21 protein-coding genes and 1 pseudogene are annotated in these 25,298 nt (G+C 59.9%); 15 read left to right on the plus strand and 7 right to left on the minus strand.

The annotated features are described in order from the left end of the window. From PMI01S_RS21210 to PMI01S_RS21225, 4 genes are all read right to left on the minus strand, one after another. On the minus strand, window positions 1-590 hold a 590-nt coding region (locus tag PMI01S_RS21210), incomplete at its 3' end, for a dTMP kinase (RefSeq protein WP_084322142.1). Then, window positions 587-1,243, minus strand: a complete 657-nt coding sequence (locus PMI01S_RS21215) for a radical SAM protein (protein WP_235864414.1) — start codon at window positions 1,241-1,243, stop codon at window positions 587-589. The genes PMI01S_RS21215 and PMI01S_RS21210, both read right to left, overlap by 4 nt. A 7-nt stretch (window positions 1,244-1,250) precedes the next feature. After that, the gene (locus PMI01S_RS21220) at window positions 1,251-1,472 is read right to left on the minus strand and encodes a hypothetical protein (RefSeq protein WP_235864415.1); all 222 of its coding nucleotides are present in this window, start codon (window positions 1,470-1,472) and stop codon (window positions 1,251-1,253) included. A gap of 119 nt (window positions 1,473-1,591) precedes the next feature. Next, entirely contained in the window at window positions 1,592-2,650 is a 1,059-nt protein-coding gene (locus PMI01S_RS21225; protein ID WP_084322018.1) for a hypothetical protein, read from the minus strand. Between the two features lie 362 nt (window positions 2,651-3,012). Here PMI01S_RS21225 and PMI01S_RS21230 point away from each other — a divergent pair. After that, window positions 3,013-3,180: pseudogene (locus PMI01S_RS21230) on the plus strand (LysR substrate-binding domain-containing protein); the annotation flags it as partial. Window positions 3,181-3,319: 139 nt separating this feature from the next. Here PMI01S_RS21230 and PMI01S_RS32070 read toward each other — a convergent pair. From PMI01S_RS32070 to gspG, 3 genes are all read right to left on the minus strand, one after another. Next, window positions 3,320-3,895, minus strand: a complete 576-nt coding sequence (locus PMI01S_RS32070) for a hypothetical protein (protein ID WP_084322019.1) — start codon at window positions 3,893-3,895, stop codon at window positions 3,320-3,322. 148 nt (window positions 3,896-4,043) lie between these two features. Continuing rightward, window positions 4,044-5,231, minus strand: coding sequence for a type II secretion system F family protein (locus PMI01S_RS21240; protein ID WP_084322020.1), 1,188 nt, complete (start codon window positions 5,229-5,231; stop codon window positions 4,044-4,046). Between the two features lie 12 nt (window positions 5,232-5,243). Further along, on the minus strand, window positions 5,244-5,693 hold the full coding sequence (gene gspG / locus PMI01S_RS21245) for a type II secretion system major pseudopilin GspG (protein WP_084322021.1): 450 nt from the start codon (window positions 5,691-5,693) through the stop codon (window positions 5,244-5,246). A 195-nt stretch (window positions 5,694-5,888) separates the two neighbouring features. Here gspG and PMI01S_RS21250 point away from each other — a divergent pair, with 195 nt between their 5' ends. The 14 genes from PMI01S_RS21250 (at window position 5,889) to PMI01S_RS21315 (ending at window position 25,297) form a co-directional block, all read left to right on the plus strand. Continuing rightward, window positions 5,889-6,497: a lytic transglycosylase domain-containing protein gene (locus PMI01S_RS21250; protein ID WP_084322022.1), complete on the plus strand. Its 609-nt coding sequence runs from the start codon at window positions 5,889-5,891 to the stop codon at window positions 6,495-6,497. Window positions 6,498-6,835: 338 nt separating this feature from the next. Then, a complete protein-coding gene (gene mnxG / locus PMI01S_RS21255) occupies window positions 6,836-12,661 on the plus strand; it encodes a manganese-oxidizing multicopper oxidase MnxG (protein WP_084322023.1) in 5,826 nt (1,941 codons plus the stop codon). A gap of 101 nt (window positions 12,662-12,762) precedes the next feature. Further along, window positions 12,763-14,715 (plus strand): YncE family protein, encoded by a 1,953-nt coding sequence (locus tag PMI01S_RS21260; RefSeq protein ID WP_084322024.1) that lies wholly within the window; start codon window positions 12,763-12,765, stop codon window positions 14,713-14,715. A gap of 13 nt (window positions 14,716-14,728) precedes the next feature. Next, a complete protein-coding gene (locus tag PMI01S_RS21265) occupies window positions 14,729-15,385 on the plus strand; it encodes an SCO family protein (protein WP_084322025.1) in 657 nt (218 codons plus the stop codon). Further along, window positions 15,382-16,002 carry an SCO family protein gene (locus PMI01S_RS21270; RefSeq protein ID WP_084322026.1) on the plus strand — a complete coding sequence of 207 codons (621 nt, stop codon included), beginning with the start codon at window positions 15,382-15,384 and terminating at the stop codon, window positions 16,000-16,002. Before PMI01S_RS21265 ends, PMI01S_RS21270 begins: the two co-directional genes overlap by 4 nt. Before the next feature lie 9 nt (window positions 16,003-16,011). Further along, on the plus strand, window positions 16,012-17,562 hold the full coding sequence (locus PMI01S_RS21275) for a cytochrome c/ABC transporter substrate-binding protein (protein ID WP_084322027.1): 1,551 nt from the start codon (window positions 16,012-16,014) through the stop codon (window positions 17,560-17,562). Between the two features lie 15 nt (window positions 17,563-17,577). Further along, window positions 17,578-18,531, plus strand: a complete 954-nt coding sequence (locus PMI01S_RS21280) for a peptidylprolyl isomerase (protein ID WP_084322028.1) — start codon at window positions 17,578-17,580, stop codon at window positions 18,529-18,531. 222 nt (window positions 18,532-18,753) lie between these two features. Then, on the plus strand, window positions 18,754-19,287 hold the full coding sequence (locus tag PMI01S_RS21285; protein WP_084322029.1) for a response regulator: 534 nt from the start codon (window positions 18,754-18,756) through the stop codon (window positions 19,285-19,287). 84 nt (window positions 19,288-19,371) lie between these two features. Further along, complete coding sequence (locus tag PMI01S_RS21290) at window positions 19,372-21,078, plus strand: GspE/PulE family protein (RefSeq protein WP_084322030.1); 1,707 nt, start codon at window positions 19,372-19,374, stop codon at window positions 21,076-21,078. Continuing rightward, the gene (locus PMI01S_RS21295; protein WP_084322031.1) at window positions 21,059-21,862 is read left to right on the plus strand and encodes a hypothetical protein; all 804 of its coding nucleotides are present in this window, start codon (window positions 21,059-21,061) and stop codon (window positions 21,860-21,862) included. The genes PMI01S_RS21290 and PMI01S_RS21295 overlap by 20 nt, the downstream gene beginning before the upstream one ends. 1 nt (window position 21,863) lies before the next feature. Continuing rightward, window positions 21,864-22,409 (plus strand): PilN domain-containing protein, encoded by a 546-nt coding sequence (locus tag PMI01S_RS21300; RefSeq protein ID WP_084322032.1) that lies wholly within the window; start codon window positions 21,864-21,866, stop codon window positions 22,407-22,409. Next, entirely contained in the window at window positions 22,396-22,944 is a 549-nt protein-coding gene (locus tag PMI01S_RS21305) for a GspMb/PilO family protein (protein ID WP_084322033.1), read from the plus strand. Before PMI01S_RS21300 ends, PMI01S_RS21305 begins: the two co-directional genes overlap by 14 nt. Next, entirely contained in the window at window positions 22,944-23,462 is a 519-nt protein-coding gene (locus tag PMI01S_RS21310) for a hypothetical protein (protein ID WP_084322034.1), read from the plus strand. Before PMI01S_RS21305 ends, PMI01S_RS21310 begins: the two co-directional genes overlap by 1 nt. Next, window positions 23,459-25,297 (plus strand): secretin GspD/PilQ domain-containing protein, encoded by a 1,839-nt coding sequence (locus PMI01S_RS21315; RefSeq protein WP_084322035.1) that lies wholly within the window; start codon window positions 23,459-23,461, stop codon window positions 25,295-25,297. Before PMI01S_RS21310 ends, PMI01S_RS21315 begins: the two co-directional genes overlap by 4 nt. Window position 25,298: the final 1 nt, after the last annotated feature.

Raw genomic sequence — 25,298 nt, forward strand, 5'->3', positions numbered from 1 at the left:
AGTCCACATTGCTCATAGCTGGATCGAACCCTATTTTGATATGCAATGAAGCTTTTAAGGCGATCTTCATTGCCACCATCATAGGCTCCACTTTCACTAAGACGGAAGGATCCCTTCCTTTGTGCTGCAAGGGCGGGATCGACATCCAGGAAAATGACGGCATCCGGTTTTCTAATTGTCGAGAAGATGGTTAACGCCTCTTCAGCCAAGTCTTTATTTTTAAGTAAGAAGCGCGCTAGATATTTATAGTACCAACCATCAGCAATGCAGTTGACGCCAGAATCTATCAGCGGTCTGATGGCGGCATAGTCTGTGGCTTGAAACCAGGCGGATATTAAATTAACCCAATGTCTATCACCCAATTGGTCCAGAGGAGCGTTGTCCGGATAATCCCAAAGAATCTCACGTATACGAGACATATGGAACTCTGTATATCCTGAAAATACGGGTGGCCGATTTTTGTCTATGTAAGTAATTTTTGAGCAGTTTTCAAAAACTATGTCAAAAGTTGCCCTTGCAACAGTTGATTTTCCTGCGCCGTCAGTACCTTCGAATGCAATAAATATTGGTTTGTTCGATGAGCCGATCATGTAAATCCTCCTAAGTAGGCCTCGGTATCTAGTGAGTTTCTACCGCTTCCCTCGATTAATGGTAGAAATCCTTCTCTGTCATATATTTCGGACATTTTCTTTCCAACTTTCATCAGGAAATCTACTGAAGGGCGCGGTCTGTTAGAATATTGCGATCCGGCGTCAGGGTGGAATACTGCAACAGCGGGTACTACACCCATGTCTCCGAAGTGTTCAATACCTTCAATGATCGATTCCAACGGTTCCATTCCGGCGACAAATCCTGCATAAACGTTGCCTCGGCCTAGAATATCCACAGCGGCTTCGAAAGCGGCTAAAAACCGTTCGCGCGTATAATCACGTGCCTTACCTGGGCAAACCTCTTTAAATAAAGATGGGTTGAATACCTCCAAACTCATTGACATATTGTTTCCGATTTTTTTGAAACGATCGAAAAGTCTGAAATCCTTTGGTGGCATAGAAATCAAGTGGTAGTCCAAGGCACTATGAAGATTGGATTCCTTTACTCGCTCCAGTAAGTTTATATGTATTGAGTATCCTTTGTCGTAGTTTGGAATTGTGCCGCCGTTCAATAGAACCCTTTTATATCGCCCGTTCTCTTCCTTAACGGCTGTAGCTACTGCTTCCCCAGCGATATCGCCCTTTATTCGCATCTTGTGGTCAGATAGTGTTTCTCTCGCTGCTAAACGAGATAATCAAATCTCTTTCAATTTCATCGCTGTTTAAGTCAGTCGATCCAGCTATTTTTATTAGCGATGATGAAAAAAATCCAATAGCTACCACGGTTAGAAAAGAAATTGCCGCCCATGCCAGCGAAGCTTGACTTAGTGAATCAACAATGTAATGTCCAATAAACGAAAAATATAGTAATGAGGCGGTCATCTCTCCTACTCTGGAGAATATTAGTGGAATGGCTATTCGGGTAATTTCCATATTTTGTAGCCCGTGCTAAAAAAATGGAGGCACCAAGGATGTAAAGATTTTAATGGAATTGCGCTTTTCTAATCCCACTCTTTGAGTAGAGCCGTTAAAGATGGAGTCCCTTCTGCCGCAAAATATTTTCTCCTGAAGTAGTATTCGCACATCGAAATTTTGTGCTCGGTTTGTTTTCGTTTCTTGAATTCATCATCCAGCGCGGAAAGAGATTTTTGCGCTGAAGGGTAAATTTCAGAATTTTTTAGGAGTTTTTCAATTGCTAAAAAAACCAGGTCCATATACGTCAAAGTATCTTGTATGTATGATCGGCATTCAGCTTCTGTAACGGCTCCTCGCCTGGTTAAAGAGAAAAAGCTATCCTTTATTTCATTAAATCCATTAACTCTGAACATATTTGAATAAACCCACTTGTAGTGCTTGTTTGTTGTGCCTGTTAAGTAGGTAAAGCTCATTGAGGTTTTAAGCATCATGTCCCGAGCAATCTCACACCCCATCCAAAGGTTTCCCGATTGCCAGCAACCTTGAATATCTTGAAATGCATAAAATACGGGCAGCTTTTCACGATGAGCTACATAAATATGCTTTTCCAGGGGTATCTTGGATTTCAGTCGATTGAATTTTTCCTCGTTCTCCAAGGCGTATCCAATTAATGATCTATGGATGACGTTGTTTTCTGTGTTTGACAGAACTGGGGCATACAGAAATCGTTGGTCTTCAGAAATTTCATCGAACGCTGTCTCAATCTTGGTAATTATATTTTCTAGTTCGGTAAACGTTATATAGTCAGCGTCAATGTGGATGCTGGTTTCACCGTAAAAATTTGTGGTGTTATGAACTTCTTCGTCTTGGGTTATGTAATGATAGTTAATATCTGTCACTAGTGCGTGTTCGAAGTTTTGAATACTGTTTGCTTTGGGTCGCTGTTCGCAGAAAATAATGCAATCGATATCAGAATGGATAGTGCCAATGCCCTCGATTAATGAGCCTGAGATCACTAGGATGCTTGTACTTTCTAAGAAGGCTTTTTCGCGTAAATATTTTTTCGGGATTGAGATTCTTCCATTTAATATGGAAATCTCGCTGTCTGAAATTTTTGAATGTGCTGTTTTGATAAGGGGGGTCAATTTCTGTTACTCCTTACATTAAGAAAGGAAAAGCTCGGTAAAATTAATGATTCAGGGTGTGGCGATTCGAATGATATGGGCGTTTCGAGATACCTGCGCTATATCATCGTCCTAGAGTAACGGTGTTTACGTACTCAAACCCTAGTATCCATACGAACTGGACGTCAATATACATATGGAAAATCAGAATTGTCTTACATGCGGTGTGTTCTAGTTATTGAATCGACGAAAGAAGCTTCCTTTTTTGTTGAGAGATTATTCCTACGGAGTAAGCGTCTAGGCACTCTTAATTATCCACGGCTGTGATCCATTGATCTGGATCCCTGATGGAACAAGAAGATTAAACAATCGTAACTTTCGGCGGGGCGGCGTTGAAGGAAGGCCGGCTGGTGCCGGTGCTGGACGAGTTTCGCCCGCAGCCGCTGACGTTGTCGGCGGTGTACCCGCAGCATCGCCAGAGTTCACGACCGGTGCAGGCGTTGATCGAGTTCTTGCGCGAGCGGCTGGATCAGGCTGAGGGTGGTCTGTAGGTTTCACGCGGTCACTTGTGGGAGCGGGCTTGCTCGCGATAGCAGTGTGTCATTCAACATTGATGTCGTCTGACACACCGCTATCGCGAGCAAGCCCGCTCCCACAGGGGGGTGACGGCGTTCCTGAGATCAGTGGTGATCAGGTCCTTTTGTCATCCCCCGGCTCGCCACCGACATGCACCCCATGGTCATCACCGATTTCGCCGGAACGATGCACCCCATGGTCATCACCGATTTCGCCGGAACGATGCACCCCATGGTCATCACCGATTTCACCGGAGCGATGAACGCCGTGGTCGTCGCCAATTTCGCCGGCGTGATGAACGCCGCGGTTATGGCCGATTTCACCAGCGTGATGAACCCCGTGATCGTCTCCCGGCTCGGCGTGGTTGCCGTTTCGTCCGGAGTTGGCCGAATGCCCGGAACGCCCCGAGCCATGGTCGTTGCCACTGTGGCCATGGCCACTGCCGCCATGACCATTGCCGTCGCCGCCATGACCGCTGCCACCGTGACCGCTGCCGTTGCCACCGTGACCGCCGCCACCTCCACCTCCGCCACTGCCACCTCCGCCTCCGCCGCTACCGCCGCCTCCACCACTCCCTCCATCCTTGGCCTGAGCGCTTGATATGCCGGACAGGCTGTCCGGGATCAATACGGTAGACGCCGACAAAACTGCGCCAATGGCTACTGCCAGTAAAAGTTTGTTGATGTGCATGCCGTTCTCCGTCTTCTTATTCGGGTTGGAACGTTGATGAACACTGCAACGTGCTGCTGATTCAGTGGATGAACACCACAACGGACGGGTTTATTCAGGTGCAACGTCGATGAACGATGAGCGGTACGACCCAACCCTGTTCCAGAGGTTAATGAATGCTTGAGGCCAGCTCGAAAATCGGGATGTACATCAGGATCACAATGACCCCGATCAACAGGCCGATGAAGGTCATGAGCAAGGGTTCAAAAAGCCGCACGAACCATTCGATCCAGCGGCTGATTTCTTCGTCGTAGAAATCGGCGCTGCGTTCCATCATCTGCCCGAGGTTGCCGGACTGCTCGCCGGCGCGCAGCAACCGCAGGGACACCGGGGTCACAAGGTGGTTGAGCTCCAGCGCGGCCGACAGTGATTGACCTTCACGCACCCGTTCGCAGGCCTGGTCCAGGCGTACGCGGGAAGCAACGGTGAGCAGGCCGCGGACCATGCCCATGGCGGTGACGAGGGGGATGCCGCCCTGCAGCAGAATCCCCAGTGAGCGATAGAAGCGCGCCAGTTCGTACATGAAGATGCGTTGGTGAACGGCCGGAAGTTTTTCGATCACCCGGTCCACTCCCCGGCGAAAGGCCGGTTGGCGCTGGAGGAGCGCGAGGGCGACGACGGTCGCCGCCAACGTACCGAAGAATTCGACCTGATGGGCGTGCAGGAACATCCCGCTGCTCATCAGAATTTGCGACAGCCACGGCAGATTGTTGCCCAGCCCTTCAAACACCAGGCTGAAGCGCGGTACCACATAGCCCATCAGAAACAACACCACGCCACCTCCCACCACCAGCAACAGCATGGGGTAGATCGACGCGCTGACGATCTTCTGTCGAACCTCGTCCATGCGCTGGCGATAGCTGACGTAGCGACCCATTGCATCGCCCACGGCGCCGGTCTTCTCGCTGGACTGCACCAGCGCCACGTAGAGAGGGGGGAACACCGCCGACAACTGGGCCAACGCCTGGGAGAACGATTTGCCCTCGTAGAGCAGGTGCACCAGTTCACTCAGGGTCTTGCGGGCCTGTGGCGCGGTTTCTTTTTCCGCCAGGCTTTCCAGCGCATCGATCAACGGCAGGCCCGCGTTAAGCAGGGTGGTCAGTTCCTGGCTGAACAGCACCAGGTTGAAGGTCTCACGCTTGTGCAATCGCAAGGCGCGCCAATGGCGCTCGGCGTGCAGGCTGACCACTCGCAAGCCCTGGTCTTCGGCGATGCGCCGGGCTTCGCTGTCCCCTTGGGCCTCGACCGTCATCGCGACCACACCGGCCTTGCCGACCGCCTTGAGATGAAAGCGCATGTTCGCCTCCCGTCACTGCCAACTGGTGACTTCGGCGTTTTCGCCTTCGCCACCGGGCTGGCCGTCCTTGCCCATGGACAGCAGGTCGTATTCGCCATTTTCGCCGGGGTAGCGGTAGGTGTAGTTGCGGCCCCATGGGTCCAGCGGCAGTTTTTTCTGCAGGTAGGGGCCGGTCCAGCGGGTTTCGTCGCTGGGCGCGGTGATCAGCGCCTGCAAACCCTGTTCGGTCGACGGATAGTGGCCGACCTCCAGACGGTACAAATCCAGTGCCTTGCCCAGGCCTTCGATTTGCGCCTTGGCCACCTTCACTTCGGAGCGGCCCAACTGGGCGAAATACTTCGGCGCGACGATGCCGGCCAACAGTCCCAGCACCACCAGCACCACCAACAGTTCGAGCAGGGTGAACCCGCGGTGAGTTCGCGGTGAACAGTGACGCGGTGCACTACACAGACGCTGATTCATGATGACCTCACACAGTCGGCAGAAGGGTCGCCATGAAGGACTATGCAATAGCCATGCTCACCCCCGGACATCCTGCTCAAACCCCTGAATTACTGGCCTTGGCGCTGACGGCACAGTGCTTGCGTATGGCTGGTGAACTACCGGTTATTGGGGCATTAGCCCCATTTTTCGGGGCCGGTCAGGGGAGACAGAACAATGAAAACACTCACCACAGGACTGCTTGGCTGTGTACTGCTGGCGGGCACTGTTCAGGCCGATGTATTCGTTTCCGTGGACACCAAGGGCAGCTACGTTCTGTCCAATGTCCACCGCCCCGGTCGCACTTATGAACGGGTGATTCGTGAACCGGAATCGCCGCTGGTCAGCCTCGATCAACAGCCCCAGATGATTGCCCGACAACCCTACGCCGAGCTGGTTTCCGCGGCCGCCAAGGCCAATGAATTACCCGCGGCGCTGTTGCATGCGGTGATCCAGGCCGAGTCCCATTATGACTCTGACGCAACGTCAGCCAGAGGTGCGGGAGGGCTGATGCAATTGATGCCCGACACCGCCCGTGAGATGGGCGTGACCAACGTCTACGACCCCAAGGCCAACATCCAGGGTGGGGCCAAATACCTCAAGCGCCTGATGACCCTGTTCGACAACGACATCGCCCTCGCCGTGGCGGCCTACAACGCCGGGCCGCAAGCGGTGCTCAGCCGTGGCGGGGTGATTCCGCCGTTCGCCGAAACCCGGCGTTATGTGCCGAGCGTACTGCGCCAATACCGCCGCTTGCAGGGCCTGGCCGTGGATGCGCCGCTGTGATCGGGAGTTGCCCCAAAAGTGGGGCAAAGCCCCCCCTTATCCCTGAACACCCCAATTCTCTGTAGGAGCGAGCTTGCTCGCGATGGAGTGTCAGTCGACACCTATGTCGCTGACCCACCATCGCGAGCAAGCTCGCTCCTACAGGGATTTGCGTTTTGGGCGAGATGGATTCCAGCTTGAAATGTGGGGGGGAAGTGGGTGGGGAATATCCCCCGACTTATCAAATCATTTACATAACATTATGAAAAATAACAAAAATATTTATGGCATGCGGATTGCTCAAGGGGATTTGTCGAGAATTAATCCTGTGAGCAGCACCCACAGAGAGGCCCGCGATCATGACCGGCAGAACCCACGCCCATCACCCGGTTAACCTGCTGCTGTTTCTCGCGTTGATGCTGGGCGTCGGTTTGGCCGAGGCCGCCGTACGGTGCGAGCGCAATCTGGTGGCGAACGTCGTGGCGCTGGATCAGCCGCTGATGTTCAACCGCCTCGGTGCACAGAACGTCAACGGCATGATGTTCGCCCTGCGTCGCGATGTGGTCGATGACCATGAAATATCCCTGGCCCGCGGTGGTGCGGCCGTGCCGGGCAAAGTCTCGCTGCGGCCCGACAAGCGCCCGCGTCCGTTGGTGCTGCGGGTGGCCGCCGGTGATTGCCTGACGATCAACCTGCAGAATTTGCTCGCTTATCAGGCCAACCCCGGCAGCCACGACGGCGGCGGGGAAGAAGAGGGTGAGATTGAGGGTGAGGTAGAAATGGGTGCCGCAGACGAGTTCAAAGTCGATGAGCAGGTCACCGACCGCCATGTCGGCTTCCAGGTCAACGGAATGCAAGCGGTCAACAGCATCGACGACATTGCGTCCTTTACCGGGCGCAACGCCAACACCTTGATCCCGCCGGGCGCGACCCGTTCCTACACCTTGTACGCCGAACGTGAAGGCGCCTTCGCCGCCAGCAGCCGCGGCGCAACTTTCGGTGGCGAAGGCGATGCAGGCAACGTGGCCAACGGCCTGTTCGGCGAAGTGGTGGTGGTGCCCAAGGGGGGGCGTACCTACCGCAACACCTTGACCGAAGAAGAAATGCGCCTGGCCAGCACCGGCCGTACACCGGCCGGTCAACCGATTGTCGATTACCAGGCGCGCTACCCGCAGCGCGAGCCGTGGATCCGTGAAGGCAAGGCCGGCACGCCGATCATCAACATGGTCGACGGCACCGAAATCATTTCCAGCGAGAGCGATGCGATCGTGATGGGCAGCAACGCCGACGGCAGCTTCCCACCGTCGACCTATCCGCTGGAAGCCGTCGGCAAACGCAACCCCGCGCTGCCCAACCGGCTGGAACCGTTCCGCGATTTCGCGTCGCAGTTCCAGGACGAAACCGCCGCGACCCAGGCATTTCCCGCGTACTGGGAAGACCCGGTCATGGCCCATGTGCTGGAGCCGACTCGCGATTCGTTCATGATCAATTACGGTTCCGGTGGCATGGGTGCCGAGGTGGTGGCCAACCGGCTGGGTGTAGGGCCGATGCACGATTGCCTGTCCTGCGCCTATGAAGAATTCTTCCTCAGCTCGCACACTGTCGGCGACGTGGCGATGCTGGTGGACGTGCCAGCCAACGCAGGCCTGGAAAACATTCGCCCCGGTGAAACACCGCGTGCCGATCAGGTCGGGGTCAAGGCGACCATGGCGCTGTATCCGTCCGAGCCGGCCAATGTCAACCACAGCTACATCGGCGACTTCGTCAAATTCCGCAACACCCACAACGGCCACGAGCAGCACATCTTCCACCTGCACGGGCACCAGTGGCTGTTCAACCCCAATGACGACAACTCCGATTATGTGGATGCCCAAGGCATCGGGCCGGGTGCCGGCTACACCTATGAAATCGCCAACGGCGGTTCGGGCAACCGCAACCGTGTGGCGGGCGATGCGATTTATCACTGCCATTTCTATCCGCACTTTGCCCAGGGCATGTGGAGCATGTGGCGGGTGCACGACGTGTTTGAAGAAGGCACCAAACTGGAAGTCTCCCAGCAAGGTGCCGACGGTTATCACAGCGAACCTTACGCGCTGCGCAGCGGCAAACCGGCCGCTGGCGCCCGTGCCTTGCCCGATGGCGAGATCATTGCCGGTACACCGATTCCGGCGGTCGTGCCGCTGCCGGGCAAAGCCATGCCGCCGATGCCGGGCAAAGTTGCGGTCGTGCCGAAAATCGGGCAGACCCTTATCGCCGCCAACGACGACGATGATGAAGAGGGCGATAACGGTGAGCATCAGGGCGGTGGCGTCCAGGCCATTGGCTCCCTGGCGCTGGTCGACCGCAGTGAAGCCAACCGCAATGCCGACGGCAGTCTGAAAAACCCGGGCTATCCGTTCTGGATCGGCGGCATGGAAAGTTCAGTCGGCCAACGCCCGCCAACCCCGCCGCTGGACATGCTCGACGCCGCCAGGGCCCAGGCCCTGAAGACCAGCGGCAATGCCTTGTGGGCGAATCTCGACCCGGCGCAGTCCGGTGGTTGGGATGGCGGTCTCGGGCGTCACTCCCTCGACGGATTCTCTGCCGGTGGCGAAGCGAACACCGTGACCACATCGCTGGATTTCTCCAAGGCAGTGACCCGCGCCAAACCGCTTTACCTGCCGGAAGAGGGCACCGAAGTGGAACAGGCGGCCATGGCCTTCCACGCAAAAAAGGACCACCCAAGCTACGCCGTGCTGCCCGGTAATCAAGTTGTCGCGCGCGCCTTCCGCACTAACGGTGCGCTGCCAATCGCCGGTGCGCCTTTCTACGAACCGTGCATGGACGACCGGCAAAAACGCCTGACCAGCAGCGCTGGCATCGGTGAGTTTGCCAGCGGCGAACGGCTCGACGGCATGTCTTTCAGCGGGGCTTCGACGTTCACGGCTGACCGTCCACGGGTCTACAAAGCGGCGAACATTCAGTTTGACGCGGTGTACAACAAGGTCGGCTATCACTTCCCGCAAGCACGCATTCTGGCGCTGTGGGAAGACGCCTGGCCGGTGATCACCAAACAGCGTCCGCCAGAACCTCTGGTGATGCGCATGAACACCTTCGACTGCGTGCAATACCAACAAACCAACCTGGTGCCGGCTGCCTATGAAATGGACGACTATCAGGTGCGCACGCCCACCGACGTGATCGGCCAGCACATTCACCTGCCGAAGTGGGACCTGACGGCGGCCGACGGCTCGGCCAACGGCTGGAACTACGAAGACGGCGTACTTTCCCCCGGTGCGGTGCAAGAACGCATCCACGCCATTCGCGAGTTCAACCAGTGCACGGGCAGCGACCCGCGTGACGGCACGGCAGCCTGCCCGAAAGCCAAAAATCACCCGTACTTCGGTCAATTCGGTCGGGCCGACTGGGTCGGTGCGCGCACGGCGATGCAGCGCTGGTTTATCGATCCGGTGGTGAACAGCAAAGGTGTCGACCGTGGCCTGGGGACCATCTTCACCCATGACCACCTCGGCCCATCGACGCACCAACAGATTGGTCTGTACGCCACCGTGCTGGCTGAACCGGCCGGTTCCACCTGGTTCCACGCCGAAACCGGCGAGCCGTTGTACAGCGGTACGCGGCAGGACGGCGGGCCGACGTCGTGGCAAGCGGTGGTGTCCACCGGTGACCTGGACGGCGACGGAAAAAACGACAGCTTCCGTGAATTCTTCCTCGAATACAGCGACTTCCAGCACGCCTATGAAGCCGGTGTGTACGTCGGCGCAGGCCCGAATGGCGTGCCGAACCCGCAAGCGTTCCCGGCCACCGCGGACAGCTTCCGCTACGCGATCAACCCGCCGGTGCGCAATAACGCCAGCACCCTGCTGGATGGCGTCCTCGAAGTGCAGGGCGGCATGGTTCCAGGCTGCCCGAGCCGGCCATGCCCGCAAGCGATCTCGGTCGATGACCCCGGCATGTTCGTGGTCAATTACCGCAACGAACCGCTGGCCCTGCGGGTGTACGACCCGAACAAGGTCGGCCCGGATGGCAAGCGCGGCATGCAGGCAGACGGCCTGGGCGGCGACCTCGCATATGCCATGCAAAGCCGCACCGACCGCGCCATCCCGGCGATGAACCTGGCACCGAACCTGATCACCGCGGCGACCGGCCCGACCGGCGGTAGCACGCTGTTCCCGCCACACATCAACCGTGGTGGCGCCGAACCGGGCGATCCGTTCACGCCGATGCTGCGCACCTACACCGGTGACAACGTGCGGCTGCGGGTGCATGCCGGCGGCCATGAAGAAGAGCACAACGTGACCCTGCACGGCGTGAAGTGGCTGCAAAGCGGTTCCGGTTACGGCAACAGCTCCAACTCTGGCTGGCGCTCATCGCAGATGGTCGGGATTTCCGAGCAGATGGGCTTCAATGCGCCGGTTGCGATGATGTCCAGTTCAGCGGCGACGACGGGCGACTATCTGTACTCGATGGATGCTTCTCTGGAAGGTTACTGGAGCGGGATCTGGGGCGTGATGCGCAACTACACCGCACAACGCAATGATCTGTTCGCGTTGCCGAACAACCCGAAACCGGCCGGTATGCGCAACACGGTGGCCTTCGACGGCGTCTGCCCTCGTATCAGCGCCAACCCTAACGGCATCGGCACCCGGCCGACGGTGCAGCGCAACTACGAAGTGGTCGCAGCGCTGGCCAATGACATTCTCGGCAATCCGCTGAACCTGACCCTCGGCGATCCGGCGGGGATCGGGCAACACGTGGGCGGGCCGTTGAATCCGGCGGGCGGCACCCTGGTGTTCAATTCGCGGCTGGTCACTATTGCGCAAGTCACCGTGGAGGACCCTGAAGACGGCGAAACCATCACCATCGGCGGGCAAAGCGGACCGCTGCATGACCCGACCGCGATCCTCTATGTGCGCAAGGCCGACCTTAATCCGGTCACCGGCAAGCTCAAGCCCGGTGTGCCTGTCGAACCGCTGGTGCTGCGCGCGACGGCAGGTGACTGCATCAACATCACTCTGGAAAACCGTCTGCCGATGGTCATGCCGGACCTCGTCCAGACGGCGGTGATGCAAGGTGTGGTCAAGCGTGATCGCAACAGCGGCCAGGGTTCGACCACCTTCAGCAACAACTTGATGCGGCCGTCCAGCCACGTGGGGCTGCACGCGCAGTTGCTGGCGTACGACATCACCAAATCCGACGGCACCAACGTCGGCGCCAACCCGATCCAGACTGTACCGCCACGGGTCGGCAACAGCGGTGCGTACCCCAACCGTACTTATCAGTACTACGCCGGGCACCTGGAGCGTGAAGGCAAACCGATCACCCAACTGGGCCGCAGCGTCGACAACATCAACGCCACGGCGGTGGAGTTCGGCGGGCTGAATTTCACCCCGGCGGACGTGATCAAGCAACCGCAGAAAGGCCTGGGCGGAGCGATGAGCATCCTGCCGATCGGCGCCACCTGGGTTGAAGACGTGCGTAAGGCGAACGCGACCGTCACCGCGCCGGGGCAGACCACTTACCGCGACTTTGCGATGGTCTGGCAGAAAGCGTTGAACATCCGCTGGGCCAACGGCCGGCCGGTGGAAGGCATCGCCGCGGAAGGCTTCGGCGTGCCGACCGATCCGCAGGACAACTCGAGCATGGCCATCAACTACAAGGCCGAGCCGCTGTGGTATCGCTTTGGCCTGGCGCCGGATGCACCGTTCGGCCACGCCGACGGTGCGGGTTACGGCGACATGCCCAACGCGCACATGGCGTTCAGCAATGCGCTGGTGGGAGGCGATCCGCAGACGCCGGTGCTGTACGTGAAACCGGGGCAACCGTTCCGAACGCACATCCTGATGCCCTCCGGTGGCAGTCGTGGCACGACCTTCCAGCTGGACGGTCACGTCTGGTCGCTCAACCCGTTCCAGTCGGAGAAGAGCGACACCGGGGGTTACCCGATGAGTACACCGGGCGTGGGTTCGGTGCGGTTCGGCTACAACCCGATGTCGATGTACATCGGCGCCCACGAAAGCATCCTGCCGGCAGCGCACTTCAGCTTCATGCACCCGAGCGCCGGGGGCAGCAACGCGATACCGGGCGACTACCTGTTCCGCGATTACGCCGCCTACGGCAACACCGCCGGGTTGTGGGGGTTGCTGCGGGTGACCAATGAACCAGAACCGGCCCCGGCGCCGTAGATACCGGGAATGGGGTGGATCACACCACCCCTGTGGGAGTGAGCCTTTGTGGTGAGGGGATTCAGCGGGGTTCTGGCAGTGATCTGATGGGGTCAAATTTGATGAACAGAACAATAATAATTGCCAGTTGTGCGTCGATTGTCGGGATTGCGCTGATCTGGATCGGCGTCTGGCGCACGACACCGGCGGCCCTGCTCAGCGAGGTGGAGCTGCCCGATACCTGGAGCAGCCAGAAGCTTGAACGCGACGGTGTATCGGTAGAGCTGGACCTGCGGCCATTGGCCGAGGACGGCGTGTTGCGCGAAGGCGAGTTTGCCGACGTGCTCTTCCGGGTCAGCGACAGCTCGTCGGGCCAACCCCTTTCAGGCGTCAATCCCGGAGCGTGGATGGACCCGGAAACCGTCGCCGCCGATCAGGCTCAGGGCCGTGAACGGAGCTGCAAATCCCGGGTTGGGGTGTTCCTTAAATCGAGCATCGGCGCGCGACCGTTGCTCGACCTGAACAGCTACTTCCTGCTGGTGATGAACCGCGATGCGAGCGTCTCGGTGGTCGATCCGTCGGTCTCGGTGGGTGGCATCACCAGCACCTTGGGGCGCATCGACATCAAGCAGCCGCCGATGGATTGGGTCACCCGCAAGGACAACAAACGCGTGTTCATCTCCATGCCCACGGCCGGCGAAGTGGCGGTGATCGACAGCGAGCAATTCAAGCTGATCGATTCGGTCAGCGCTGGAAGCCAGCCCGTGCGCCTGGCCTTGCAACCCGACGAGCGCCTGCTGTGGGTCGGCAACAATGCCGCGAAAGCTGAAGCGTCCGGGGTCACGGTAATCGACAGTCAAAGCCTGAAACCCCTGAAACAGCTGGCGACCGGCCGCGGGCATCACGAAATCGCCTTCAGCAAGGACAGCCGTTACGCCTTCGTCAGCAACCGCGATGACGGCACGCTGAGCATCATCGACATCGCCAGCCTGACCATCCGCAAGCAACTCAAGACCGGTTCGAACCCGTTGTCGGTGGCGTACTCGCCGCTGTCCCAGGCGGCGTATGTCGCTGACGGCAAGGACGGCACCATCACCGTGGTCGATGGCGCCAGCCTCGATGTGCGCCGGGTGATCAAAATCAAACAGGGCCTGGGCCCGATGGGTTTCGGCGCTGACGGTCGTTTCGGCGTCGTGCTCAACACGCTGGAGAACCAGGTTGCCGTGATCGACGCCGCCACCGATTCGCTGATCCATGAGCTGGACGTGTCCGCCGAACCCTACCAGGTGGTGTTCACCAAGGCCTACGCCTACGTGCGCGGACTGGCGTCGCCCAAGGTGACAATGGTCAACCTGTCGTCGCTGGGCGAGGGCCGCACGCCGATCAGCCAGGGTTTCGAAGCCGGGCCGCAGGCGCCACGGCTGGCCGGCGATTTACCGCTGGCGTCGAGCCTCGCGGTGTCGCGGGACGACAACGCAGTGTTCGTGGTCAATCCGGTGGACAACACCACCTATTATTACGCCGAAGGCATGAACGCGCCGATGTCCGGGTACCCCAATCGCGGGCAGGTGGCGCGGGCGGCCATGGTCATCGATCACAGCCTGCGAGAAGTCGAGCCGGGGCTGTACGGCGCGCGGATCAAACTGCCAAACGCCGGGCGTTTCGATGTGGCGTTCCTGCTCAATCAACCCAACATCATCCATTGCTTCACCGCGCTGGTTGAACCGGACAAAAGCCTCACCCGGCACCCTGGCGTGCCGAAAGTCGAGTTCATGCTCGACAAGTCCACAGCGGTCCTCGACCGTCCATACACCGTGCGATTTCGCATCGTTCAAGGCCAACAGAAGGCTCAGCGCAGCGGCGTGAAGGATGTTCAGGTGCGCTACTTCCGCGCCCCGACGTCGCGGGCTCGGGAAGTCGCCGCGTTCGAAGTGGGCAACGGTATCTATGAAGCGCCGGTGACCCTCGACCTGCACGGCGCCTGGTACCTGTACGTACGGGCCGCGTCCCTCGGCGCGAATTTCGACGACAAGACTTTTGCCAGCGTTCGGGTCTTGCCCGGCGATGCCCACTGAAGAGGAACTCGACATGAACCGATTCGCACGCCGTGGACTGCTGACGTTCTACCTGTTGGCCGCCGGTATCGGGCAAGCCCTGGCGCACTCGGCGGATGAACACGCCGGGCACGACATGCCGGCCAAAAGCACCAGCTCGGAAAGTGCCCAGGTCAAATTCGCCGACGTGACGCTGGTGGACCAGAACGGCCAACCGGTGCGTCTGGAAAAAGACCTGGTGACCAACAAAATCGTGGTCATGAGTTTCATCTACACCAACTGCACCACGGTGTGCCCGGTGGTGTCGTCGATCATGGGCAAAGTGCAGAAAAAGCTGGGTGCACGGGTGGGCAGCGAGGTGCAGCTGGTGTCGATCAGCATCGATCCGCAGCGCGATGACGCCAGGCGCCTGAACGATTACGCCCGCGCCTTTCAGAACGGTCCGGGCTGGAGCTGGCTGACGGGGAGCTCGCAATCGATCAACGCCACCCTCAAAGGCCTCGGCACCTTCAGCGGTGACTTCAAAAACCATCAACCGCTGATCCTCGTCGGCGACGGCAACAGCCGCCACTGGACGCGCTATTACGGTTTCACCGACCCCGTCGTGCTGACCCGTGAAGTGGAAAAGCTCAGCGGCCAGCGCAATGCCCATGCCAAGCACACCGCCATTGCCATGGAGCAGCAGCCATGAGACCCCTCGACTGGATCACCCTGATGGCGTGCTTCTTGATTTTCAGTGCGATGGCATTTGCTCATGAAGGGCACGAGGAACCCGCTCCAGCGATGGCTGCCGCACAACCGGCGAGCGGTACGCGGGATGCGAAAACCTGGTTCACCGATACGCCGTTGCAGGACCAGAACGGCGAGACCCTGCGCTTCTACAGCGATGCGTTGCACAACCGCGTCGTGCTGCTGAATGTGATTTTCACGCGTTGCAACGATGCCTGCCCGCTGATCACCCGCAAGCTCAAGGAAGTGCGTGAGTTGCTGGGCGACCAGGCGAACAGCATCACTTTTATCTCCCTTACCAGTGATCCGCTGCGGGACACCCCGGCGGTACTCAAGGCTTACACCTTGAAGCAGGGCGTCGATGGCCCCCACTGGCTTTTTCTCACCGGCGACAAGGCGCAAATGGACCTTGTACTCGGCCGTATCGGCCAGATCGTGCCGACCCCCGAGCAACATTCAACACAGCTGATCGTAGGTGACGTGGCCAACAAACGCTGGAGCAAAATCCGGCCCGATGCTTCGGCCGCCGCCATTGCCCAGCGCTTGCAATTGCTGACAATGCCCGTGGCCGGTCGCTGAGACCGCGCCATGAAAACCTCCCTGATCCTCGGCCTGCTCCTGACCGGCAGCCTTCATTGCATCGCCGATACGTTGCCCTTGAGCCCTGAGGAAAGCGCCGGTAAACGGTTGTACCGCGAGGGTGTGTCGAGTAGCGGCGAGCCGATCATGGCCCGGGTCGGGGCGGCGGGCATGCTGCTGCCGGCCACCAGCCTGCCGTGCGCCAACTGCCACGGCACCGATGGCCTGGGCCGGCCCGAGGGCGGGGTGCGACCGCCGGAACTGAGCTGGTCGCGTCTGACCAGCACCTACGGCCAACGGCAAATCAACGGCCGCAACTACCCGGCGTACACCGAAGGCACCCTGGCGCGGGCGATCCAGGAGGGCCGTGATCCCGGCAACAATCACCTCGACCCGGCGATGCCGCGGTTCGTGCTCTCGATGAACGATCAGCGCAACCTCACGGCCTACCTCAAACGCCTGGCCGATGAGCGCGACCCCGGCTTGACGCCTGACAGCCTGCACGTGGGCACGCTGTTGCCCAGTCAGGGAGCGTTGGCCGAGGAGGGCGCGACGGTGGCCGCAGTGCTCAACGGCAGCGTGGCGCGAATCAACAAGGCGGGGGGGATTCATGGTCGGCAGTTGCGCCTGACAATCCTCGATCCGGGGCCGGACCGTATCAGTGCCGAGCGGGCGCTGGATCAGTTGATCGATCAGGAGCAGGTGTTTGCCCTGATCGCGCCACTGGCACCGGCACTCGACACGCAACTGGTTTCGCGTCTGGAGCAGGCGGGCATTCCGCTGATCGGCCCACTTTCGTTGCAGGGCACGGCGCAGAGCAGTCGGCAGATTTTCGAACCGATGCCGGGGGCGCGCGAACAACTGATCGCCCTGGCCGATTACGCCTCCGCCAGTTTGCGCGTACTCCAGGGCCCCACGCTGATTACCTACACCGAAGATCCCGGTCAACGACTGGCAGCGCAGACCCTCAGCCAGTACCTGCAAGATCACGCCTGGCAAAATGTCAGCCTCAAGGCCTACGACTCGGCACAGGACGAACTGCCGCTGGGTTCGCGCTCAGTGTTTTACCTGGGCTGCGGCAGTGATTTCAGCCACCTCGCCGAGCGGTTGCAGACGGCGGGGCAGGTTCCGTACCTGTTCGCCATGTCGAATCAGGTGGCGGGTGACCTTTTACAAGTGCCCAACGGTTTTTCCCGGCGGGTGTTCCTGTCCTATCCGTTCGTGCCCAGCGACTGGACCCTGGCCGGACGCCTGGCCCTGACCCAACTGCGCGAACAGCAGGGGCTTGGCGGCCAGCACGCGGTGCTGCAAGTCGGCGCGTTCAGTTCGATGCTGCTGCTCAGTGAAGGCATGAAGCAGGCCGGGCGCGACGCCAGCCGCGAGAAGCTGATCAATGCGCTGGAAGGCCTGCATGACTTCGATACCGGACTGACTCCGCGCCTCAGCTTCGGACCGGGCCGACGCCTGGGCCTGAACGGCGCGCATATCGTCACCGTGGACTTGCCCGATCAGCGCTTCTACCTGGTCGCGCCTTACAAGCCCATTACCGCGACACCCTGACCGGAGGCCTCGATCATGAAGCTCAAGACCCTGTTGATCCTGCTGACCCTGTGGTTGCCCGCGGCATTCGGCAGCAATGGTCCAGTGGCCGCGCGGGTCAATGGCGAGGAGATTTCCGAGTTTCGTCTCGAGCGTTACTTCGCCGAGTACCTGGAGGATCAGGGCCGGGCGCTGGGCAGCATTCGCAATCCCGCGGCGTACAAGCAATTGCGCCAGAAGGCGCTGGATGCGTTGATCGACCGCGAGTTGCTGTGGCAGGAAGCGCTCAGGCGTGGAGTGGTGATCAGCGATGCCGCGGTGCAAAGCCAGGTTGAACAGACCCGGCAGGCCATTGGCGGTGCCGAGAAATTCGCTCGTCGTCTGGAGGACGCCGGTTTCGACGAGGCCGGTTTTGTCGAATACACCCGCCGTGAGCTCGCGGCCCGGCAGGTGTTTGCCGACCTGACCACCGTCGATGGACCGGACGAAAAACAGGTCCGGGCATTCTATGAAGAACACCGCGCCGAGATGCGTCGGCCCGAAGCAGTACAGGCGCGGCACATCCTGATCAAGGTGCCTCAGGATGCCGATGCCGCCACAGTCGAAGCGGCCCGGCTACGCTTGCTCGAGTTGCAAGTGAAAATCAGCCAGGGCGCCGACTTTGCCAGCGTGGCCCGGACCGGTTCGGAAGATGCGTCCGCGAGCGAAGGTGGAGATCTGGGTTATTTTCCTCGTGGACGAATGCTGCCCGCGTTTGAAACGGCAGCCTTTGCCCTGGCGCCGGGTACGGTCAGTGAACCTGTTCGCACACCGCTGGGCTGGCACTTGATCTACGTACAGAACCACTTGGAGGCGGCCGATGTCTCAGAGCAACAGGGACTTGAACGGGTTCGGGCGTACCTTTCCCGACAACAACAGGTCGAGGTCCGTCTTCGGGTTCTGGCGCAGTTGCGATCGCGCAATCGAATCGAACGGATTGACGATGACTGAAGGTTCCCCCCCAATAGTGGGGAAAGCTTCAGCGCAACGCCGTGTGCTTCCCCGCCTTTGGGGGCGAGGGTTGCCCGAACGAAAAGGCTTTTCCATGGATATCAATTACATGCAGCGGTAAATCAGCCGGTGCTCAGCCTGGCATGAAGTGTGCGTTAGCCTCAGTAAGGCGCGCACTCCGTCAGGCTCGGAACTCGGACCTGCGGTTTCAAGGAGTCCACCTTGTTAAACAAAGTACTGGTTGTCGAAGACGAAGAGCTTCTTGCCGAAAACCTCAAGGATTACCTTCAGGCGCAAGAACTGGACGTCCGGATTGCACATGACGGTGCGACGGGTATCGGTGAAGCCGAACAGTTTGCACCCGATGTGATGGTGTTCGATTACCGCTTGCCCGATATGGAAGGCTTCGAAGTGCTCGGTGCCATCCGCCAGAACAGGAAGTGTCATTTTGTGCTGATTACCGGGCACCCAACCGCTGAAGTCTGTGAGCGGGCCCGGCAACTGGGAGTCAGCCATATCCTGTTCAAACCGTTTCCATTGGCGGAGCTGGCCCGTGCAGTCTGTGACCTTCTGGGCATGGAGCGCGGACTCAAGGCAGGCATGAGCCGATCCGAAGGTTTTGTCGAGCGACGCCAGAGCAAGACCGAGAGTTTCCCGCTGCAGTTGTACGATGGCAGTTGGGTGCTGGCGGATCGTCGACGAAATTCATCGACCTCCAGGGCACCGGACGACGAACAATTGCTCACCGGGGAGTAGTGGCGCGACAAGCCGTTCCGGTGATCGCCGTAATTGCTCGCCGCGTCGACAGGGCTCAAAGCCCCCGGCGTTGGAGAGCAAGCCATGGATCGTCTATCCCTTGCCGTCGAACCGGCGCAGTCGGAATGTGAACCGTCTCGCTTTTCCAGTGAGCAACTGTCCCAGGCACGATCGCTGGCCGCCAGTTCCGGCGAACGTATGCTTGAAGCCCTTGGGGTGTTGTGCGAACTGGCCCCCATGCCCTTCATCCAGCGCCTCGGCGCAACCCTGCATTACCCGGTGCTCGAGACCGACAGCCTGTTCAAGGCCACCCCGGTGTTCGACCGAGTCACCCTGGCCCAATGCCTCAAGCGCGAATTCATCCTGCTGCGTCACGACGATGCGGTCATCGGTGTGTTTGCCGATCCGTTCGACCCGGCCCGTCTGGCCTGGATCGATGACTGTCTGCACGGCGCACCGCTGTACCTGGTGCATGCCGACGACCTGAAGGCGTATCTGGCGCGCCACGAAGAGAGCTTCCACGCGGTGGAATCGCTCAACGCCCAGGCTGACGCCAACATCGAAGTCGATACCCTGCAAAGCCTGTCCCTGACCAGCATCAGCGAAGACGCCAGCGTCGTCGTCAAACTGGTCAACTCGACCTTGTACGACGCCTTGAAAATGCACGCCAGCGATATTCATCTGGGCACCACCGGCAGCGGTCTGGTGATCAAGTACCGCATCGACGGCGTGCTCAACAACATCAGCAAGATCCAGGGCAGCGAGTTTGCCGAACAGGTGATTTCCCGGGTCAAGGTCATGGCCGAACTGGACATTGGCGAGAAACGCGTACCTCAGGACGGTCGCTTCAAGATTGGCATCAGTGGCCGGCAGATCGACTTCCGGGTCTCGATCATGCCGAGCATTTTCGGCGAAGACGCGGTGCTGCGGGTGCTCGACAAACAGGACTTGGCGGACAAGGTCTGCGGCGTCCAGTTGCAAGCGCTGGGCTTTGAAGACGAAACCCTGCGGCAGCTGCGCAGGCTGGCCGCCGAACCCTACGGCATGGTGCTGGTGACCGGCCCCACCGGCAGCGGCAAGACCACCACGCTGTACGCGATGATCACCGAGATCAACCACGGCGTGGACAAGATCATCACCATTGAAGACCCGGTGGAATACCAGTTGCCGGGCGTGCTGCAAATACCGGTCAACGAGAAGAAAGGCCTGACCTTCGCCCGGGGGCTGCGCTCGATCCTGCGCCATGACCCGGACAAGATCATGGTCGGTGAAATCCGCGACCCCGACACCGCGCAGATCGCCGTGCAATCGGCGCTCACCGGGCACCTGGTGTTCACCACCATCCACGCCAACAACGTGTTCGATGTCATCGGCCGTTTCACCCAGATGGAAATCGACCCCTACAGCCTCGTCTCCGCGCTCAATGCCGTGCTGGCCCAGCGCTTGATCCGCCTGGTCTGCACCACGTGCAGCGCGCCGAGTCACCCGACCGACGATGAATTGCGCGCCTCGGGCCTTGATCCGCATAACGTCGATCACTATCGCTTCGTTCACGGCAAGGGGTGCGGCCATTGCCGGGGCACCGGTTATCGCGGGCGCACGGCGATTGCCGAGCTGCTGCACCTGGACGACGAGCTGCGGCAGATGATCGTCGAGCGCCAACCGATTTCGAAAATCAAGGTCCATGCGTGCAAACGTGGCTTGCGCCTGCTGCGCGAGTCGGCGCTGGAACTGGTTGCAGAGGGGCGGACCACGCTTGAGGAGATCAATCGTGTCACTTTTGTCTCGTGATCGTTTTGTCGCCGTCATCGGCGCCAGTGGTATCGGCCTCGGCCAACGCCGTGGCAGCGAAACCCTGTGGCTGGGCAGCGTCGGATTCATCGACGAAGGCTTTCACGCCTGGGCGGTGGCGTTGGACACCCTTGACCATCTGCTGGCCGACCACACCCGTGCCGGTGCCGAATTGAGCGTGGTGATTTCCGGGCACTTCAGCCGCTTTTGCCTGGTGCCGTGGAGCGAACAGATCAGCAGTCCCGACGAGTTGATCGGCTTTGCCCGGCTGTGCTTCGAAGACCTTTACGGTGCGCCGGCTCAACCCTGGAGCCTGGTGCTCTCGGCAGAACCGGCGGGTTACGACCGGATTGCCTGCGCGCTGCCGCAGGAATTGCTGGGGCGTCTGCGCACACTGGTCAGCGCCCGTGGCCTGCGCTTGCGTTCGGTGCAGCCGTACCTGATGGCGGCGTTCAACCATTTCGACAAAAGCCTCGATACCGGCAACTTCCTGTTCGTGGTCGCTGAACCGGTGCGCAGCGTGTTGCTGCTGGCACGGGAAGGCCGCTGGGCCTCGGTGCGTTCGGTGGGCAGCAGCGACAGCGACGCCGCACTGACTGCACTGATCGGCCGCGAAAGCCAATTGCAGGCCTCCACCAACGAGCGGCCATTGAACGTCTACCTGCATGCCCCTGCACGCATCGACGTGCAGCCCGATGTCCCCGACGTGCACTTGCGCACCCTTGAAGAAGGCCGGACACCCGTACGCGATTGCCTGTACGTCATGTCCCGGGCGGTGGCCTGAAATGCGCACCCTGAACCTGGACTTTCAGCCGCGTCGCCGCTCCGGCCCGTTGGGCTGGAGCCTGTTGGCCGGGGGCGTGGTGCTGACCCTGAGTTGCGTCCTGGTTCAGCAGCACCTCAGTGATGAAACCGCGCAACAGCAGGGGCATCTGCAAACCACCCAGCGCGTTCTCACCGGCGACAGCGGTGACAAAGTCAGCCTGACCCCGGCGCAAATACGCGAGCAGGCGCAGAACCTCGCCGAGATGCGCAAGGTCTCCCAGCAACTGCGCCGGCCCTGGGAAAACCTGTTCGCGATGCTTGAAGCCATGCCTCGCGAAAACATCGCCTTGCTGACCCTGACACCCGACGCCCGCAAGGGCCAGGTGCGGATCAGCGCCGAGGCCAAAGACCTGGATGCCATGCTCGACTTCCACCGCAACCTCGAGGCCAGCGACGAGCTGTCCGATGTGTCGCTGCTCAGCCACGAAATCGTGGCCAACGTGCCGGAGCACCCGGTGCAATTCAACCTGTCGGCTACCTGGGAGATTGGCGATGCGAATCCCTAGATTGATCGTCCACGAATACCTGCAAGGCCTGGGCATTCCCGGTCTGGTGGGGCTGGCGATGCTGGTGCTGGCGTTGGTCTATGGCCTGGCGGGACTGCTACCGGACTGGCAGTCGCTGCAACAGCTCAGCCAGCAGACCCGCGAAGCCGGCGATTACCTGGCCAGGGTTGAAGACGGCAGCGTCGCCCCCCCGGTGGTGCCGCAACGTCAGCTCGACGACTTCCACAGCAAGTTGCCTTCGCAACCTCAGGCCACGGTGGCCATCGACAGGATCTACGCCCTGGCGGCCCAGGAACACATCACCCTGGCACGGGGTGAATACGCCCTGGGCATCGACCCCAAGACGCATCTGGCCCGCTATCAGATTCTGCTGCCGGTGCGCGGCAGCTACCCGCAACTGCGGCGCTTTCTGCATGCCTTGCTCGGCCAGTTGCCGGCGGTGGTGGTGGAGGACGTGGAGTTCCAGCGCAAGAAAATCGCCGACACCGACCTGACCGGGCGGATCCGCATGACCCTTTACCTGTCGAGGTCATGATGAATACCAAGCGCGTAGCGGGGTGGGTGGGGTTCTTCGGCATCGCGGCGGCGCTGGCCTGGTTGCCCGATTACTTCATGCCGGCCGATGAGGACGATGCCAGCGTGGCCGTCGTCGCCAACCCGACCCACAGCAAAACCCGTGGCGCCCTGCCTGCCGCACCAGCGTCTGGCAAACCGGCGGTGGTGAAAGACTTGAGCCCGGCAGGTGACCTGTTCGCCGCCCGCAGCTGGAAAGCGGCGCCGACCCTCGCCAGCGTCATCGAACAACCCGCCAATGAACCCCCGGTGGTGCAAGCCCCCAGCGCACCGCCGATGCCTTTCCAGTTCGTCGGGAGGCTGGATGACCGTTCCGACCTGCAAGTGTTTTTGCAGAACGGCGAAAAAATATACGTCGTACGCAAAGGGGATGTGATCGACGAAACCTGGCGGATCGAAGCCATTTCCGATGTGGAACTGAGCTTCGTCTACCTGCCTTTGCATGTGTTCCAGACCTTGTCTGTGGGGAGCGCGCCATGAACAGAAGCCGTTTGCTGATGAGCCTGGCCTGCCTTTGCGCAGGGCTGGCGGCGTGCAGCTCCGCACGGGTCGCCAACAAGGAAGCGTCCGAGCTGATCGAGCAGGGACAATACGAAGCTGGCCTGGCGCGCATCGAAGAAGGGTTGCGGGAAAACCCTCGCGACACCGAACTGCATCTGGCCCTGAATACTGCACATACCAAAGCCATTACTGCATTGCTGACCGCCGGCGATAATGATCGCGCACACCGGGACTTCGCCTCGGCACGGGTGAACTACAGCCGGGTACTGACCATCGAGCCGAACAACCGCCGCGCCCAGGATGCGATGCGCCAACTCGAGTACATGCGCAGCATGGACGAAAAACTCGAGTTGGCCCGCGGCGACCTGCGTCGTGGCGACATCTACGCGGCTGATCGCCAGGTCAAACAGATCCTCGAACTGGACCCGCAAAATAACGGCGCCCTCGAACTGCAGGGCAGCATCCGCCTGGTCCAGAGCCGCAACGTGATCCCGTATCCACAACTGCGTACGCGCCTGAACCGGCCGGTGACGCTGGAGTTCCGCGACGCCAACCTGAAAACCATTTTCGAAGTGCTGTCCCAGGTCGCGGGGTTGAATTTCATCTTCGACAAGGACCTGCGCCCTGACATGAAAGCCACGATCTTCGTGCGGGACGTGCGCATCGAAGACGCGGTGGAACTGCTGTTGCAACAGAACCAGTTGCACCAGAAAGTGGTGAACGAAAACACCTTGCTGATCTACCCGGACTCCCCGCAAAAGCTCAAGGATTACCAGGAGCTGGTGATGCGCACCTTCTACCTGACCAGCATCGATGCCAACACCGCACTGAACATGATCAAGACCATGCTCAAGACCCGCGACGTGTTTGTCGATGAACGCCTCAACACCTTGACCATGCGCGACACCGAAGACGCCGTCCGCATGGCGGAAAAACTTCTGCAATCGCAAGATCAGTCAAACCCGGAAGTGGTGCTGGAAGTGGAGGTGATGGAAGTCGCCACCCAGCGGATTCTTGACCTTGGCCTGCAATGGCCGAACACCTTCGGCGTGGTCAACAGCGACGGTTCGCCGGTGCAGTTGCTCAATCAACTGAAAGGCATCGACTCCGGCCGGATCACCATCTCGCCATCGCCCCAGCTCAAGATCAACGCCCAGGACAACGACATCAACACCCTCGCCAGCCCGGTGATTCGCGTCAGTAACCGCGAGCAGGCGCGCATCCACATTGGTCAGCGTGTGCCGATCATCAGTGCCACCTCGGTGCCGTCGACGCAAGGGCCGGTGATCACTGAAAGCGTCACGTACCTGGACGTCGGTCTGAAGCTGGAAGTGCAGCCGACCGTGCACCTGAACAACGAAGTAGCGATCAAGATCGCCCTGGAAGTCAGTAACGCTACGCCGCTGGAACCGACCCGCCAGGGCACGATTCCGGTTCAGGTCGATACCCGTAACGCCCAGACCACCCTGCGCCTGCATGATGGCGAAACCCAGATCCTCGCCGGCCTGATGCGCAACGACCATGGCGCCACCGGCAACAAGATCCCGGGCCTCGGCGACATCCCTGGCCTGGGCCGGTTGTTCGGCAGCAACAAGGACAACGTCAGCAAATCGGAACTGGTGCTGTCGATCACGCCGCGAATCGTGCGCAACCTGCCGTACCAGAGCCCCTCGGACATGGAATTCTCGACCGGCACTGAAACCAGCATGCACATACAGGCACCGGACCGGCAGATGAAATCGTCGATGCCTAACGAACACATCGACCGGCCGGTGGCGTCCACCGCACCCCAGGTCGTGATCGGAAAGCCGTGAT

This window comes from Pseudomonas migulae NBRC 103157, from assembly GCF_002091715.1.
Taxonomy (GTDB): domain Bacteria; phylum Pseudomonadota; class Gammaproteobacteria; order Pseudomonadales; family Pseudomonadaceae; genus Aquipseudomonas; species Aquipseudomonas migulae_A.